This is a genomic window from Flavobacterium lindanitolerans (assembly GCF_002846575.1).
Classification (GTDB): Bacteria; Bacteroidota; Bacteroidia; order Flavobacteriales; family Flavobacteriaceae; genus Flavobacterium; species Flavobacterium lindanitolerans.
On sequence record NZ_PJND01000007.1, the window covers coordinates 2,098,638 to 2,113,855 of the forward strand.

Annotated in this window: 14 protein-coding genes; 2 read left to right on the plus strand and 12 right to left on the minus strand. The window is 39.2% G+C overall.

Going from position 1 to position 15,218, the window contains the following annotated elements; translation table 11 throughout:
* The first annotated feature begins 110 nt into the window (after positions 1 to 110).
* Positions 111 to 1,013 (plus strand): magnesium transporter CorA family protein, encoded by a 903-nt coding sequence (locus B0G92_RS09350; RefSeq protein WP_147433812.1) that lies wholly within the window; start codon positions 111 to 113, stop codon positions 1,011 to 1,013.
* A gap of 47 nt (positions 1,014 to 1,060) precedes the next feature.
* On the opposite strand, the gene B0G92_RS09355 is transcribed toward B0G92_RS09350, so the two are convergent.
* The 10 genes from B0G92_RS09355 to B0G92_RS09400 form a co-directional block, all read right to left on the minus strand.
* Entirely contained in the window at positions 1,061 to 1,252 is a 192-nt protein-coding gene (locus B0G92_RS09355) for a hypothetical protein (protein WP_056071122.1), read from the minus strand.
* 89 nt (positions 1,253 to 1,341) lie between these two features.
* Complete coding sequence (locus B0G92_RS09360; protein WP_101471903.1) at positions 1,342 to 2,370, minus strand: serine hydrolase domain-containing protein; 1,029 nt, start codon at positions 2,368 to 2,370, stop codon at positions 1,342 to 1,344.
* Positions 2,371 to 2,524: 154 nt separating this feature from the next.
* Positions 2,525 to 3,484 carry a DUF6624 domain-containing protein gene (locus tag B0G92_RS09365; RefSeq protein ID WP_101471904.1) on the minus strand — a complete coding sequence of 320 codons (960 nt, stop codon included), beginning with the start codon at positions 3,482 to 3,484 and terminating at the stop codon, positions 2,525 to 2,527.
* 112 nt (positions 3,485 to 3,596) lie between these two features.
* Positions 3,597 to 4,250, minus strand: coding sequence for a DUF6624 domain-containing protein (locus B0G92_RS09370; protein ID WP_101471905.1), 654 nt, complete (start codon positions 4,248 to 4,250; stop codon positions 3,597 to 3,599).
* Positions 4,251 to 4,325: 75 nt separating this feature from the next.
* On the minus strand, positions 4,326 to 6,158 hold the full coding sequence (locus tag B0G92_RS09375) for a T9SS type A sorting domain-containing protein (RefSeq protein ID WP_101472067.1): 1,833 nt from the start codon (positions 6,156 to 6,158) through the stop codon (positions 4,326 to 4,328).
* 16 nt (positions 6,159 to 6,174) lie between these two features.
* On the minus strand, positions 6,175 to 7,692 hold the full coding sequence (locus B0G92_RS09380; protein WP_180326418.1) for a hypothetical protein: 1,518 nt from the start codon (positions 7,690 to 7,692) through the stop codon (positions 6,175 to 6,177).
* A 223-nt stretch (positions 7,693 to 7,915) separates the two neighbouring features.
* Positions 7,916 to 9,016, minus strand: a complete 1,101-nt coding sequence (locus B0G92_RS09385) for a DNA alkylation repair protein (RefSeq protein ID WP_101471906.1) — start codon at positions 9,014 to 9,016, stop codon at positions 7,916 to 7,918.
* 14 nt (positions 9,017 to 9,030) lie between these two features.
* Positions 9,031 to 9,555, minus strand: coding sequence for an anthrone oxygenase family protein (locus tag B0G92_RS09390; protein ID WP_101471907.1), 525 nt, complete (start codon positions 9,553 to 9,555; stop codon positions 9,031 to 9,033).
* Positions 9,556 to 9,566: 11 nt separating this feature from the next.
* The gene (locus B0G92_RS09395; protein WP_101471908.1) at positions 9,567 to 9,860 is read right to left on the minus strand and encodes a c-type cytochrome; all 294 of its coding nucleotides are present in this window, start codon (positions 9,858 to 9,860) and stop codon (positions 9,567 to 9,569) included.
* A 45-nt stretch (positions 9,861 to 9,905) separates the two neighbouring features.
* Complete coding sequence (locus tag B0G92_RS09400) at positions 9,906 to 10,718, minus strand: response regulator transcription factor (protein WP_101471909.1); 813 nt, start codon at positions 10,716 to 10,718, stop codon at positions 9,906 to 9,908.
* A gap of 221 nt (positions 10,719 to 10,939) precedes the next feature.
* Here B0G92_RS09400 and B0G92_RS09405 point away from each other — a divergent pair, with 221 nt between their 5' ends.
* Positions 10,940 to 12,577, plus strand: coding sequence for an NADP-dependent glyceraldehyde-3-phosphate dehydrogenase (locus B0G92_RS09405; protein WP_218971851.1), 1,638 nt, complete (start codon positions 10,940 to 10,942; stop codon positions 12,575 to 12,577).
* 94 nt (positions 12,578 to 12,671) lie between these two features.
* Here B0G92_RS09405 and B0G92_RS09410 read toward each other — a convergent pair whose 3' ends face one another.
* Both B0G92_RS09410 and B0G92_RS09415 read right to left on the minus strand, forming a co-directional pair.
* On the minus strand, positions 12,672 to 13,700 hold the full coding sequence (locus tag B0G92_RS09410) for a cytochrome d ubiquinol oxidase subunit II (RefSeq protein WP_101471910.1): 1,029 nt from the start codon (positions 13,698 to 13,700) through the stop codon (positions 12,672 to 12,674).
* A gap of 5 nt (positions 13,701 to 13,705) precedes the next feature.
* A complete protein-coding gene (locus tag B0G92_RS09415; RefSeq protein WP_101471911.1) occupies positions 13,706 to 15,007 on the minus strand; it encodes a cytochrome ubiquinol oxidase subunit I in 1,302 nt (433 codons plus the stop codon).
* Positions 15,008 to 15,218: the final 211 nt, after the last annotated feature.

Here is a 15,218-nt window from a genome sequence, read left to right on the forward strand (position 1 = left end):
TTAATGAAATCTTAAAATATTGGTGCTTAAATCGTGAAAATTTTGCTATTCTTTCAGAACACCTTGTGAAATATTCGCTTAAATTTGATAGAAATGAAAATAATGATGCTATGGCTATAGAAACCTGTAATTTTTCAGATAGTGCTATTGTTTGGACCGATATTACCAATCCGACCAAAGAAGAGCTTGAGAAAGTCAGTAAAACATATAATTTGAGCTCCTATACGTTGATTGATAGTCTGGATCCGGACCACCTTCCCAAATATGAAGAGCATAACAAGACACATTTTTTTATTGTCAGAATTCTGCAACATTCTCATGAACATGAGCAAACGGTGAGGGAACTAAGTAGTAAAATAGCTGTTTTTTACAATTCGGATTTTATTATTACCATTCACAGGACCGCGCAGCCCATCATGCAGGAAATACGCAAAAATTGTATAAAGAACGGAAAACTGGAAACAACAGGAGGAATGGCCATAAAGATTATTTGGGAAATGCTGCATTCTTATGAGCTTCCGGCTATAAAACTTTCGGATAAGATTGATTATTATGAATCGAAAGTTTTTCTGAAAAAAAATATTCCGGCAGATATGATTGAAGGAATGTATTATCTGAAAAGAAAAGCAGGGCTTTGTAAAAAATTATTGCTACTTACCAACGAAGTTGTTAATTCGGTTAAGGTGGAGGAGAAAGATTTGCCTGCCTTACAGGATGTTCGGGACCTCCATCTGAAATTACTAACCCTGTACGGCCAGGTTCAGGATGATGCCAACAATTTGCTGAATATCTACTTGTCGCTGTCAGCCAGAAAAACAAATGATGTGATGAAGATTCTCACCATATTTTCGGTCTTTTTTATGCCACTGACTTTTATCGCCGGTATTTATGGGATGAATTTCAAGTTCATGCCCGAGCTGGATGAGAAATGGGGCTATCCGCTTGCTTTGCTGGCTATGGTAATTGTATCGGTCATTATTTTTATCTGGTTTAGAAGAAAGAAGTGGCTATAAAAAAAGGCGGAAGTACTACTTCCGCCCCTAACTAAACTCAAATTTGTTTATGGTATTCCCATGGTTTCATTGTTTTCAGCCTTTGGCTGCCGGACTTCTTTTAGGCCTGGATTAGTTACTGGATTATTCTTATCATCCTTAAAGTTGGCATCTTTATCCAACTTTTGGACTGGGATTTCTGAAACGTGAATGTATTTTTCGCCAGTTGTATCCTTTCGATTTTTTTCCCGATTTTCCATGGCGTTATGTTTTTTATCAAAGTTAGCAGCTATAGATGTTTTATGTGTTATATCATTCGTGTAAAAGGTTATGTAATTGAAACATGCGATTAAAGTTCTTTTTCAATTGCTTCCATAAATTCCTGTAAAGGAAAAGCGTCGCCCTGGTTTGTTAGTACGATTACAACGGTTTTTTCGTGGAGATTTCTCCAAATACAGGCTCTATAACCATTTAATCCACCGGTATGGCTTACGATTTTCTGACCATTTTCTTCTTTTATATTCCAGCCAAAACCATAATTAGAAATGCTTCCATCATTTAGCGTTGCGGTTTTATAGGCATTTTCCATTTCTTTTCTGCTAAGCAGCTTTTGCCCATAAAGAGCCTGTTCCCATATAAACAAATCTTTTGTCGTTGAGAAAATACTCCCATCGCCAGTAGTTAAAATCGAATAATCGTCGGGTTCTTTGTTTTTGTTGTAACCAATGGCTCTGTTTGTAATTGTGGGTTTTGTAGTATCGTAGACAATAGTCCGATTTAAATTTAAAGGCTTGAAAATGGCTTCCTTGCAAAAACCGGCATATGATTTACCGCTTATTTTTTCAATAATTGCGGCTAAAATAATGTAGCCGGTATTACTGTACTCGAATTTTTCACCAGGCGAAAAGTTCAGGCTGTTTTTTGTAGCAAGCCATTGCATAACCTGCTCATTCATAAGATTTTTTACATTAGGCATTTCCTTTTCATAATCGGGAATTCCTGCTGTATGATTGAGTAATTGGCGTATGGTAACTTTTTGTGTAAACTCCGGGATATTTGGGATATATAGTGAAATTGGATTATCGTATGATAATTTTTTCTGCTCTTTCAATTGCATAATAGCCAAAGCTGTAAATGGCTTGGCAAGCGAAGCGATATAAAAAGCAGTATTACTGTTTAAAGGCTCTTTTGTCTTGAAATTGCTATAGCCTAAAACAGTGTCGTAAAGGATCTTTCCATTTTTGGCAACTAAAAGCGCACCATTGAAAGCTCCTTTTTTATTATAGCTGCTAGCTATTTCTTTAATGTTGTTTTCAGGTGTATTTTTACACGATATGAATACAATTACTGAGAGAACCAGAAGAAAGAAATGTTTCATGTTTATTTATTTTCTGTCAGGACCAATTGTGACCTGGCTAATAGGGTAGTAATTGTGTTAGATAATCCCATTAAAATTTATTCTGAAATAGAAAATACAGAGAAACAGATCCCTAAAGTCAGGATAGATGTCCGGAATGTCTGATCATAGTATGTTAGTTCGTTTTTTTCTTTTGTTTTTCTATTTCGGAAAGCATTAGTTTATACTCTTCTACATTCCAGACTATGTCCCAGGTCTTTACATATTCAGAAATTGGTCCCAGTCCAACCTCTTCTCTTCGGTGGTCCACATTGTCAGGATCTTCCAGTGGCAGTACATAGTTTTTTGTGGTTTTACTGTCGTATCCAATCTGACTGCCGTAAATCTGTTTTTTTCCCTCTCCTAAAGCAACCCTGTCTTCCAAAAGAGCAAGCGCGCTACTTTGGGCGTTTTTATTTTTGACTGCTTCCCGCATCATAGGAAGGTATTTTTGCTGTGTTTCTAAATCTGAATGCTGTATTACAAGAAACAATGTCATATTTGCCTGAGCGCCTACTTTATTCGGACCAACCCAGCCTCTTTTGTCCAAAATGTCTTTTACTTTAATAAGGTTAATGCTGTCTTTATATCCCATAATTTTAGCTATACTGTCAGCCTGTTTGCTTTGGTTGCCAAATTCTTTTAGTGCGGTCATATAATGTTGGCGTATTGTTTGGTCATCATTATAAATAGCAATCAATTCTGCCTGAAGCGGCTTATCTATGCCTACTGCTCCTTTATCTATTTCTTGCTGTATTGCAGCTATAAGTTTATCCCATTTTTTATCGGTATGAAGCGTTTTCAGATCGGTATCTGATTTCATGTGCTGTAAGTTGGTCCAGCCATTTTTGAGAGCCTGATTCAGCCATTCAAAAGCCAAATCCTTTTTACCCGAAAGTGCAGCTGAGCAGGCTGCATTGTAATAATCATTACTGTTTTTCTGTTCAATTGTAAAGGCCTCCTTATATTTAGAGGTTGATTTTGCATAGTTTTTAATGTTGTAGAGTTGTTCGGCTTGGGCAATTGTGGAACGGTAATCTTGTCCAAAAGCATAGAAACAGGTTAATAGCAAAAGCAGGAATAATTTTGATTTCATTAGTTTGATGATTGATGATTGTTAATGCAAACGAAGTTAAGAAAAAATAGGGCAGATGATTAAAGAAAAGTACTTTAGAGGCAGTTTGCTCTGCAAGTAGGTCTAATGACTGCTATTTCTTTTTAAAGAAAGTTTTTTCAAGTTCGGGCAGTTCTTTTTTGTATTGCTCGACATTCCAGTCCAGCCCAATTTCCAACAGATAATCGGCTAGTGTTGGAAGTCCTACTGCAGCCCTGCGTTTGTCTACATTGTCCGGATCTTCGAGCGGAGCTACAAAACTGACATTGGTTTCCATATTCCAGCTAACCTGGCTGCCGTAAATCTGTTTTTTTCCTTGTTTTAAAGCGGCACGGTCTTCGAGTAATGCCAGCGATGCGGCTTTTGCATTTCCTTGTTTTACGGCGGTTCTCATTACGGGAAGGTATTTTAGCTGTGCCGGTAAATCAGCATGCTGTATCACCATAAACAGTGTGGTATTGGCCTGGCTGCCAATTTTGTCAGCACCCAGCCAACCGTATTTGCTGAGTATTTTTTCAACCTGAATCAGATTCAGTGAGTCAGTAGTTTTCATGTTTTTGAAAAGTTCCTTTGCCTCTTTTGAGTTGTTTCCAAAACGGCTGATTGTTTCGTCAATCTGGTTTCGGTATTTCTGGTCTGATTCATCAATTGATAACAATTGTTGCGCAATGTCTTTGTAGACGATGTCTTGTCCAAATGTGGTAAGCGGGCAAGTGATGAAGAAGACCGCAAATAATTTTAATTTCATAATTTTTGATGATGATTTATTGAGTTCTAAACTATGAAAAAAATGTATTAAAAAAGAAAAGCCTTTAAAAAAGGCTTATTCTTTATGATTGTTGATGATTATTTTCTGGCTGAATTTCTGGTTGTCTGAGGTCACCAGATCGATTATATAGACTCCTTTGCTTAATCCGCTTGTTGAAAACGAGTATTTGTCATTAATTCCCAGATTGTTTTTCTTGAAAATACTTTTGCCCGTAATGTCAAATAAGATGACAGAACGGATGTCTGCTAAATTTGGATTTTGCAGTATAAGGGTTTGATTTGTATTGTTTTGTGTGATGCCAAAATTGCTTTTGGTAACTTCACCTACACCTAAAACAGAATTAACAAAAGTAACGAAGAACCGGTCGTTATAAATTCCGGTTGGCAGGTTTACCTGATAACTGCTGTTTTTTATGTCGTGATAAGAACCATCAGCCGCATCATAAATATAAATCATCTGATCCGGATCAAAACTGGTTACTTCCGGCACATAAAATTTGATGGATGCATTGTTGGTTGCTTTTACTCCCACAGGAATTCTTTTACCCACATCAAAGCTTATTCCCTGAATTACATATTTATTATTGTCAAGAAAGAAATAAGCGTCACTGGGCAATTCGTCCGGAGCGATGCTTAAAGCATCAATACCAATGTCGACACCGTCTGTAGCTTCAGGAAGAAATACCAGGGCAATTTGTCGGGTAAATTCGTTATTCAGGATAATGTTGAGTTTGAACTGTGCTTCAGTAATTGTTGTTTCACTTTCCGTTGCATTTGTCTCACCTGAATTTGTTGTTTCGTTACTGTTTTTTGAAATCTTCGGTTTGTCAGGGCGCTCAAACTGTGACAGCGGTCCGCTTTCTTTATAATAGGAACGATGTGAATTTTTTAGGGTTACAGTACCGTTAGAAGCTCCCTTAATCATAAATCCTTGCCCAACAGGAGCATATTTTCTTTCTATGACCAAACCGGAAGATGTTCCAACACCATTCAGTGAACCATCAGAGTTATAGGAATTAAAAGTAGCGGGTACATATACGCCGTTTGAACCAAGACTGATAGGGGAATAAGCACCATAACCGCCTTTATAGAGTCCTACGTTGTGTGAATTGACAGTTTTGTCCTGTTCCCAGTAATAGGCAATTCCTGTGGCGGCATTGTTTGTTGCGTCCAGAAGAAATGCATTTACATTTAGGGCTGACGGATAAGGATTTCCGGTGAGTGTCAGGTTATTTGTTGCAACAGTTACCGATATATTTCCGTCATTCGGTTTGCCCCTGAAATCGTAACGTTGCGCGCCGGTTCCTCCCGGATTGTTTTGTATGCCATTAGCTTCGACTATAATCGGGTCGCTACCCGAAGTTCCTTTCATGGAGAATCCTTCGCCGGGAGCGAGGGTAGAAGCGCCGCCAACATATATCCATTGCGAATAGGAAATGGAAGAGAGGAACTTATAAATCCATCGGGACGATATAGCCAATGGATTGGCCGTGCCGTTAGAATTACTAGATGGAAGTATTGTTGCCGGAGTACTGGCCGTTGAAGTTGTTGGCCTGTGAATCATTGAAATTCCGAAATTTTCATTTCCTGAAGCAGCCGAGGCATTGCCAACAGGTGAGCACCAATAGTTATAGTCGAAATTATCTGAAGTTCCTTCCTGAAAAACAGAAACTTTACCGAGTCCTTTGTTTGCAGAAGCTGTTGTTGTTCCTTGCAATAACTGCGATTCGTTTCTCAGATAGATATTCCCATTATTTTGCAGATTAATGTCTTGTTTTACATACAGAACCTGGTCTTTAGCATACATGTAACTGTTTGTACTGACATAGAGCTGTGCCTGAACTGCAGATGATAACAGTAACGGTAGTAAGTATAGGAGCTTTTTCATGATTTTTAGATTTGGGTTATTTAACACTCATGTTGAATGATCGAACCAGAAAGCTTTGTGCTGTGGTACCGGTACCCTGGTTGAGTCTTCTTATCCATAATTCTACAGAGTCGCCTGTGTTAAGATAGACAGAGCCTTGTACGGGAAAAGACTGTATATAACCTGCATTGGTATCGATTATGGTTTCTGTGGCTACTTGCGGATCGGTTCCACCGGCGGCCGGTATTCTCATGATAAAAAACGCATATTCAGTATTGTTTACACCGGAGACATTTCCAAAAGATATGGAACAGTTTACCTGAAATACCCTTCCTTTCTTGCCGGAGTAGGTAATACGGTTGGTTTGAGCTGAGGTTGTCCTGTAAAGATTAGAACTAAGTCCCGCAGCAATAGTGAGTTTAACATTGGCAGCAAGTGTTCCTACCGGAGTTTGGCTTTGGGCTGTTCCGGTTCTGTCGAGATAAACGGTTCCACTGGATTGCGAATCACCTTCATTAGGAATGCCTGTGCAACGTACCGACCAATTATTGTTGAAATTAAAACCGGTATAACTTCCCACCGTATAAGGATTAATATATTTTCCCGTTGTAAGCGTTCCGGTAAAAACGACGGTTTCCATTACGGCATCGCCAGTGATAGTTGGATTGGCAGAAACGTCAAGCCCTATTTTTGTTCCGGTTACTTCACTAAAACCGCCTTGTTTGGTAACCAACCCGAAAGTGCCCTGCAAGGTTTCATAGGTTCCGGAGTTATTTGAAAACCACCCGACATTGCTTATCAGTAAACGGCTGATGTCTTTATAAATAATACCGGTAGTATTGTTGACATATTGTACGATACTGGTAAATACCAGTGCAAAGTTTTCCAATTTTCCTACATTTGCGGATGAGCTTATGATACAATCTCTTATAATCATACTTTGAGTTTGTGTACCACCTCCTATGGAGCCCGTTCCGGTAATATTAAATACGTTCCCAGCTGTTGCCTGCAGCGTCAATACGCGCATTGAACCTCCAGTTGTTCCTGTAAAGAGGTCGCCTGTTGCTCTAACAAGCTTGTCTTCGGATGAATCTTCCCCGGTAATATAAGCATTATTCAGTTCTATAGGAAGGTCTACGTTAATTGTTCCGTTAATTTCATATAAGGTTGCAGCGTCCAGCAGGTATTTTGTATTTGAACCCGCTGTTTTTTCAGCTGCGAGTACAGTAGCCAGCACGTCTGTCGACCTGATAAGTTTGTATTTCAGTCTTCCGTCTTTGCCATTGTTGATTTTTATCCAGGAAGTTGTTGGAGTGTCGTAGAAATAAAAAGATGCCAAAGTAGTGTCATAAACAATCATTCCATTGGCAGGAGTTGTAATCGCTGTCCTTTGGGCGGTTGTCATTCTTGGAGTTACGAATCCCTGTGTGGTAGATTCTACATGAAGTGCGGCTGTTGGTTCTGGTGTGGTAGTGCCAATCCCAATTTGCGAATATCCGGTCATGCTTACCAATAGGAAAAGCACCATCGCAATGGTTTTAGTAATTGTCGTCATAGCAATATGATTTGAGGTATTTCAAATTTAAATAAAAATTATTGAAGATTTATTATTAAATAAATAATTAACAAATGAATATTGCTTTTTATGTTGATTTTGCTGATGAAATGATAATTCACATTTGGTGATTTTTTTGTGATTTACAATCTTTTAATGCGAAAAATTATACAAATAAAAAAGACCCATGTAAGGGTCTTTAAGAAATATAATAAAATTTTTTTTAGCCAAGAAGATGAAATAGTTCCGGATTGCTTTCTTCTCCGTTTACAATGATGGAAAGCTTGTGCAGGCCTGGATAAAATTTACGTGTCGTAATAGGTTTGAATGATTGCTTTCTTTTGATGGTTTCTTTTTGTCCGGCAAAATAAGTCCTTTCGCTTATCTTAAAAACTTTTTTAGATAACTGTCCGTTTGCTTTGTTGTAATAAACGGCATATTCCAGACGGATGTGTTTTGGTTCCTTATTGGTATTGTTAACTGTAAATTCAAACTCAAGACTTTGGGGTAACTTTATTTGTGGCGTGTTAATATGAAAACCGGAAGTCTCCAAACCTTTGCTGTCAAGTCCGTAATGGCTTAGTATTTCGGGATGTCCTTGCTTGAGTAATGTCCGGCTGCCGTGTTTAATAATAGCATCGGTTTCTTTGCTGTGTCCTTTCCATTGCCGGGCAATAGACAATATGATATGCGGGTGGTCTTTTGCAATATCATTAAGGTTGTTAGCGACACTGCGACGAACATATTCTGACGGGTCGTTTTTCAGGTTTTCTAAAATTGGCAATATAGCTGTCGGGTCTTTTTTTAATTCCGGTAATGCCATAGCCCACGGTAGCCTTGGACGGCTTCCTTCGCTCGCCAATCTCCTTACCTTATGACTTTTGTGTAATGACCATTTTTCCATCTGTTCAATCATCTGGTTGCCATATCTGACAATAAATGGCCTTACGGCAAATTCGCAGGATATAAATTGTGTTACAAACTCGATTGATTTTACGGCGTTACTATAATCATCCAGGCCATAGGTTTCAATATAATCCGGAAAAAAGATATAGGCAAGACTGTCTTCTCCATGTTGGTTTTCGCGGAGAAGATGGATTGTCTTTTCTAAAATGCCGGAAGCTGCTCCAAAATCATCGGGCATAAAATTGCGCAGTACTTTTGTCGTATGGCGCATTCTGTCTTTCAATTCTTTTTGCGAAAATGAATCGTCAAAGATTTGAGCAACGAAAGTTTTCTTATCAAAAGAAGGAACAGTTTGTTGTAAAATATTGGCTAGCCGGTCGTAAAAAACAGGTGAGTAAATGTCTTTGAGGGCGCTCATGCAAAAGGGTTATTTTATGGTGTGATTAATTCTGTAGCCTTTAAAGGTAACGTGATACTTATGATTACCAAAAGTAAAGAAATTACAGAAGCAACGGTACGGATGCTGTGAAGATTATTCCAGGGAATTTCAAAATCTCTACGGGCCCTGCTGATTTCTTCAAGTGTTGCGGTTTTTAAGGGGAAAGCGTCGAGTGCTTCATTCAAGGGCACATTTCCAAAAATGGTGACACCAAAAGTACCGCAGGCATAAAGTACAAAAGCGGCAAGCAAAAGCAGGAATTTTGGTGAATCCCATGTGGTAAAATTGAAGAAAAGGCTCACGGGAAAAAACAGTAATGTTCCCATAAAGCTCAAAAAGAACAAAGGATTTAATATGGCCCTGTTGATGGACTGCATTGCTGCAAGATAACCGGAATCATCCAGTTGTTTTAGTCCGGGATTTACAGAGCAGGAGTAGCTGTAAAATAACCCTGCTATCAGGGCCAGCATCAGGGTTGAAATAATGAGTGTCAGTGTTGCCATAGTTGTTTTTTTCATGATTAGTGGTTTTATTTTCGTAATGATTTTATATAGGTTGCCACAGATTCAATTTCTGTTTGCGATAGTCTCTTTTCCCAACGGGGCATGCCTCTCCTGCCTTTAGAGATTACCAAAATAAGTTCAGTATTTTCCAAACGGCTTAGTTGCAGATTTTTTGCTCCAAAAAGCCCTTTTGTGCCATCACTTCCATGGCATCTTTGGCATTTGTGCTCAAAAATAGATTTGCCTTCGGCGGTATTATTTTGCGCTTTAGTCTGGTGAATGCTTGCGGTCAGAAGGCCAATGTATAGAAATGTTTTCATGTTTTTTTCAGCAAAGTTGCCTGGAAAAACAGAAAGAAAATAGAATCAAACCGACACAATGGGTTGTGCTGCAAAATTATTTTCAAATTCTGACAGATACAGTTTTGGGGTCACGCCGGTAAATTCTTTAAAAGTGCGTATGAAATGTGACTGGTCTGAAAAGCCATTTTCATAGGCAATGTCAGAAAGTTTGGTATAATCATATGTATGCAGCTGTGTCAGAGCGGAACGAAACCGGCAGACTCTTGCAAAAAGGCGGGGAGATATGCCAATGGAGTTTTCGAATCGTCTTTCAAATGTGCGTTCTGACAGACTGAATTTTTTATGCAAATCGGTCAGGATAACCTCACCGTTGTAACGGATAATGGTTTCTGTGGCCTGCTGCAATATGAGGTCGGAGTTGTCTTTTGAAGCAATCGTTAGAAGAAAATCGGAAATAAGCCTGATTTGATTTTCGACAGAAGCGGCTTCGGATAATTTTTCCAGCAAAATGGGCGTTTCCTTTGGCTGTAGCAATGATATATCCAGGCAGGTATCTGTAATTTCGCTCGCATTGATTCTAAAAAGAGAACCCAATACATGCGGTTTTAGGTAAAAGATAATTTTGGTAAATTGTCCGAAAGAAAAAAGATTAATTGGTTTTATGGTCTGTCCGTAAAGATAAAAGCTGGAAAGTTTTTCGTTACAGGAATCCGTAAAAAAGCCATGATTGGATTGGCTGAATAGAATACCCGGACAGCCGTCTGCAAAAAAACGCAGGTAACTTTCAGACTGCAGGGAAGCGCCAGAGGTAATTACCTCAATATGTTTTACAAATGCCGATAGCTGTAATGTTGGCGCTATGGAATTAAAATTCATCGCGTTTCTGTCTGTAGTTCATACAAATATACTAAATGTGTTTTGGAGAAAATAAAAAGTGAGGCTGTATTAGCATACAGAATTATGCCTTTGTTAATTGCAACTGAGAATTTCTATAGGATTATAACAAATTATAATATAAGCCTAAACTTTCTTCTCGTTAAATCTGATTATATTTACGTAAAGTAAAACGTATCATTAATTCCTTTAAATTAGAATTTATGGATAATAATAAAATACCTTTTGAGGAATCTCTGGAGAGGCTTTTTGTTGAAGAAAGTGCTATTCCGGAACAGTTCCGAATCGGGGAAATCCACCAAAAAGAATACCTGAGCAATGGTGAAATGAAAAAATGGAACGGAGAAGTCCATGAAGTCTATTCGCCTGTTTATATAAAAACAGCCAGCGGGTTGCAGCCAAAACTGATAGGGAGCTATCCGGTTGGAACCCCAAAAGAAGCACAGGCATCGCTTGATGCCGCTGTAGAGGCTTATAATGATGGGAGAGGAGAGTGGCCAACCATGAGCGTATCTGAAAGAATACATCATGTGGAGCAGTTTACGGGCAGGATGATTGCTAAAAAGGAAATGGTAGTCAGGCTCATTATGTGGGAAATTGGAAAATCCTATGCTGATTCTGTAAAAGAGTTTGACAGGACGGTGGAGTATATTTATGCCACAATCGATTCGCTAAAAAACCTGGACAGGGATTCTTCACGCTTTGAAATTGCCGAAGGTATAGCCGCGCAGATTCGTCGTTCACCACTTGGAGTAGTACTTTGTATGGGACCATTTAATTATCCGTTAAATGAAACTTTTACAACATTGATTCCTGCACTGATAATGGGAAATACTATTCTCTTTAAACCACCCAAATTTGGAACCCTGCTGCATTATCCTTTGCAGGAAGCTTTTCAGGAAAGTTTTCCAAAAGGTGTCATCAATGTCATTTATGGCAGAGGCAGTGATATTATTCCGGGATTAATGCATTCAGGGAAAATTAATGTACTGACGCTCATAGGTTCCAGCAAAGTAGCCAATGAGTTGAAAAAGCAGCACCCAAAAGTAAACCGTCTTCGTGCCGTATTGGGATTGGATGCAAAAAATGCTTCAATCATTACTTCAAAAGCGGATATTGGTTTAGCTGTTAAAGAAACCATTACGGGTTCATTATCATTTAACGGACAGCGTTGCACGGCTTTGAAAATAGTATGGGTTCATCGCAGTATAGCTGACCAGTTTTTAAGTGAATTCAGCAAAGCGGTGAGCAATTTGAAATTTGGCCTCCCATGGGAAGAAGGAGTATCTTTAACACCACTACCTGAACCTTATAAAATAGATTATCTAAATGATTGCATTAAGGATGCTGAAGAACATGGTGCCAAGGTAGTCAATGAAAATGGAGGCGTATCAAAAGCGTCCTTTTTCTATCCGGCCGTGGTTTATCCGGTAAATGAAAAGATGAAGCTTTATCACGAAGAACAATTCGGGCCTATTATTCCGGTGGTTCCTTTTGATGATGTCGAAGAAGTAATCCAATATCTGATAGATGCTCAATACGGACAGCAGGTAAGTATTTTTAGTACGGATGCTTCTGAAGTAGGGGCACTTATCGACCCGTTAGTCAATCAGGTAAGCCGTGTCAATATCAACAGCCAGTCGCAACGTGGACCCGATATTTTTCCTTTTACGGGAAGAAAAGACAGTGCAGAGGGAACTTTGTCTATTCCGGATGCCATCCGTTCTTTTTCTATCCGTTCGTTAGTGGCTTTTAAAATGAATGATGCCAATAAGGAACTCATTAATGAGATTGTGAATTCGGATAAATCTAATTTCCTAAGTACTAAATTTATATTTTAGTTGATAGTCGAAAGTTGATAGTCAAAAGTCGAAAGTCGATAGTGGAAAATCGATAGTCGATAGTTGAAAAGGTCTGCCTTTGGGTGGGCCTTTTTTAGTTTTCTTCGTTTTCAAGAATTTTAATCATCTTGAAGGATTTCAGCAAATGAAAAAGTCCGGGTAGAATTATCAGTCCACCAATGATAAGGGAAATGCCCAGGATGGTTATCGTACTTTCCGGGGCCATATTGTCCAGTAAGCTGATTTGTCCTGTTTTGGTAATGATAAGTTTAGGGAAATGGGCGCCTACGGCGGCAGAAAGAATCAGCAATACCTGAAGTCCTGCTAAAAACCGGCACCATACTATTTTCCCTTTTCGGATGCTTTTCCAAAGCGGAACCAGTAACAATCCCGATACTGCTACTGCGCCAATGGCGTAATAATTTTTGAGTACGTCGAGAACAAATTTATTTTCTTCAAAGTAGGCTACGGCAAGTGTCACAAATCCTAAAATAACCACTATCCACGTAGCTATTCCTGCTTTACGGATATACATTCTCCTTTCATATTCTGTCGCTTCTCCAATCAAGAAAGTAGCAGAAAGGAATACGCATAGCGCACTGAAGAAAAATCCGGTGAGGATAGGAAACGGCTGTAACCATGGTTTTATATAAACGGAGACAAAATCGGCATTAGGAGTGTTTTCAAGAAGAACGATATTGCCGCTAATCAAAGCTCCGTATGTCATGCCCAGAAAAATTGGAGTAACAAGACATGAAAATTCAAACATGCGGTCGTATAACAACTGTGATTTGTCTTTTACGGCATCATAATGGCGGAAAACAAATGCAACACCGCGAAGTGTAATGCCCAGTAAAATTAAGGTCAGCGGAATGTGGAGGTAAATAATGATAACGTTGTAAAATCCGGGAAAAGCAATCCAAAGAATTACAATCAGGATAATAATCCAGATATGGTTGGCTTCCCAGACGGGGCCCATAACGCTATAAACCCTTTTCTTGATAGAGACCCGGTGGTCTTTTGATGAAAAAAGTTCCAATATTCCGGCACCAAAATCAGCACCACCCAGCAAGGCATAAAGGAATAATGAAAACAATGTAAAGAATAAGACAACGTATAGCATAATCTTTAATTTTCAGAGTTATTGAGTACTTTAATCTGACGTATCATCAGCCAGGTTACCGCAACGGAAAGGACGGCATATAGGATTACATAAAGGTAAAAGCTATAAATCATTCCCGGCATTGGCGTAACCGCATCTTTGGTACGCATCACATTATGGATAATCCAGGGTTGTCTCCCTACTTCCGTAACAATCCATCCGGCTTCCAGAGCCAGAAAACCGACAGGCGCCAGACAGGCAAAAAACAGCCAGTACTTCTTGGAGGCTTGCCATTTTTTCTTTTTAAGGCTTATAAAATAAAGCAGTCCCGAAAACATGAGCAGTGTTCCAAGTCCTACCATAACCTGAAAAGCGTAATGGGTGATAGCAACCGGAGGATGGTCTTCTTTTGGGAAGTCGTTCAGGCCTTTAACCTCGGCATTAAAATCACCAAAAGACAAGAATGAAAGTGCTTTCGGGATTTCAAGTTTATAACTAACCGTTTGGGCTTCTTCGTCTACAATCCCGCCAATATAGAGTGGTGCCCCTTTTTCGGTTTCATAATGGGCTTCCATAGCCGCCAGCTTTACCGGCTGTCTTTGGGCAATGTCTTTGGCAGAAAGGTCACCGCTCAAAGGTTGTAACAGTGCTGCGACAGCTCCAAAAACGATGGCTATTTTGAAAGCCTCCAGGTGTAGTGCTACGTTTCTGTTTTTATAAATCTGCCAGGCATGAATTCCCGCTACAGCAAAAGAAGTAGCGACAAAGGCGGCCAATGTCATGTGTAAGGCTTGTGTAAACCATGCCGGATTAAGAAAAGCTTTTAAAGGGTCGATATTGAGAAATTCACCATTTACATAATCAAAACCGGAAGGAGCATTCATCCAGCTGTTGGCCGAAACCACCAATATTCCGGAAGCAACCCCGGAAAGCCCCACAATGATTCCTGTTAGCAAATGGAATTTTTCCGGTAGTTTGTTCCAGCCGTACAGATAAAATCCCAGAGCCAGTGCTTCTACAAAAAAAGCGGCTCCTTCGAGTGAGAAAGGCATTCCGATTATTGGCCCGGCGTGTTTCATGAATTCGGGCCATAATAATCCCAATTCAAACGATAAGGCCGTGCCCGAAACGGCACCCGTCACAAAGAAGATAGCGACGCCTTTTTGCCAGGATTTTGTCAGTTTGAGAAAAACAGGTTTTCTTGTCTTTAGCCATTTGTAATGTGAAAGCACCATAAAGAAAGGCATTACCATTCCAATACAGGCAAAGACAATATGGAAAATGAGGGTAAATGCCATCTGCATTCTTGCAGCATCTAAATTATCCATAAGAGTTTCAATTTAGCCTAACAAAGATAGTTCAGAAAAGGCAGGAATCCTTGTTTTTTCTGACTTAAATTGATTAAAAATGAAGATTTTGGCTGTAAAATATAAAGTGAAATAAAACCGTTTCTTTAACAAAAAGATAGCTTTAGGATTGAAGCCCGAAGAAAAAAATACTTTGTATCAAAAAAATCATAAAAGAGCCAATTTTATGGAA

Excerpts from the sequence above, each read along its gene's own strand:
- B0G92_RS09350 (WP_147433812.1), top strand. The coding sequence starts at position 111 with ATGGCTATAGAAACCTGTAATTTTTCAGATAGTGCTATTGTTTGGACC.
- B0G92_RS09355 (WP_056071122.1), bottom strand. The coding sequence starts at position 1,252 with ATGGAAAATCGGGAAAAAAATCGAAAGGATACAACTGGCGAAAAATAC.
- B0G92_RS09360 (WP_101471903.1), bottom strand. The coding sequence starts at position 2,370 with ATGAAACATTTCTTTCTTCTGGTTCTCTCAGTAATTGTATTCATATCG.
- B0G92_RS09365 (WP_101471904.1), bottom strand. The coding sequence starts at position 3,484 with ATGAAATCAAAATTATTCCTGCTTTTGCTATTAACCTGTTTCTATGCT.
- B0G92_RS09370 (WP_101471905.1), bottom strand. The coding sequence starts at position 4,250 with ATGAAATTAAAATTATTTGCGGTCTTCTTCATCACTTGCCCGCTTACC.
- B0G92_RS09375 (WP_101472067.1), bottom strand. The coding sequence starts at position 6,158 with ATGAAAAAGCTCCTATACTTACTACCGTTACTGTTATCATCTGCAGTT.
- B0G92_RS09380 (WP_180326418.1), bottom strand. The coding sequence starts at position 7,692 with ATGACGACAATTACTAAAACCATTGCGATGGTGCTTTTCCTATTGGTA.
- B0G92_RS09385 (WP_101471906.1), bottom strand. The coding sequence starts at position 9,016 with ATGAGCGCCCTCAAAGACATTTACTCACCTGTTTTTTACGACCGGCTA.
- B0G92_RS09390 (WP_101471907.1), bottom strand. The coding sequence starts at position 9,555 with ATGAAAAAAACAACTATGGCAACACTGACACTCATTATTTCAACCCTG.
- B0G92_RS09395 (WP_101471908.1), bottom strand. The coding sequence starts at position 9,860 with ATGAAAACATTTCTATACATTGGCCTTCTGACCGCAAGCATTCACCAG.
- B0G92_RS09400 (WP_101471909.1), bottom strand. The coding sequence starts at position 10,718 with ATGAATTTTAATTCCATAGCGCCAACATTACAGCTATCGGCATTTGTA.
- B0G92_RS09405 (WP_218971851.1), top strand. The coding sequence starts at position 10,940 with ATGGATAATAATAAAATACCTTTTGAGGAATCTCTGGAGAGGCTTTTT.
- B0G92_RS09410 (WP_101471910.1), bottom strand. The coding sequence starts at position 13,700 with ATGCTATACGTTGTCTTATTCTTTACATTGTTTTCATTATTCCTTTAT.
- B0G92_RS09415 (WP_101471911.1), bottom strand. The coding sequence starts at position 15,007 with ATGGATAATTTAGATGCTGCAAGAATGCAGATGGCATTTACCCTCATT.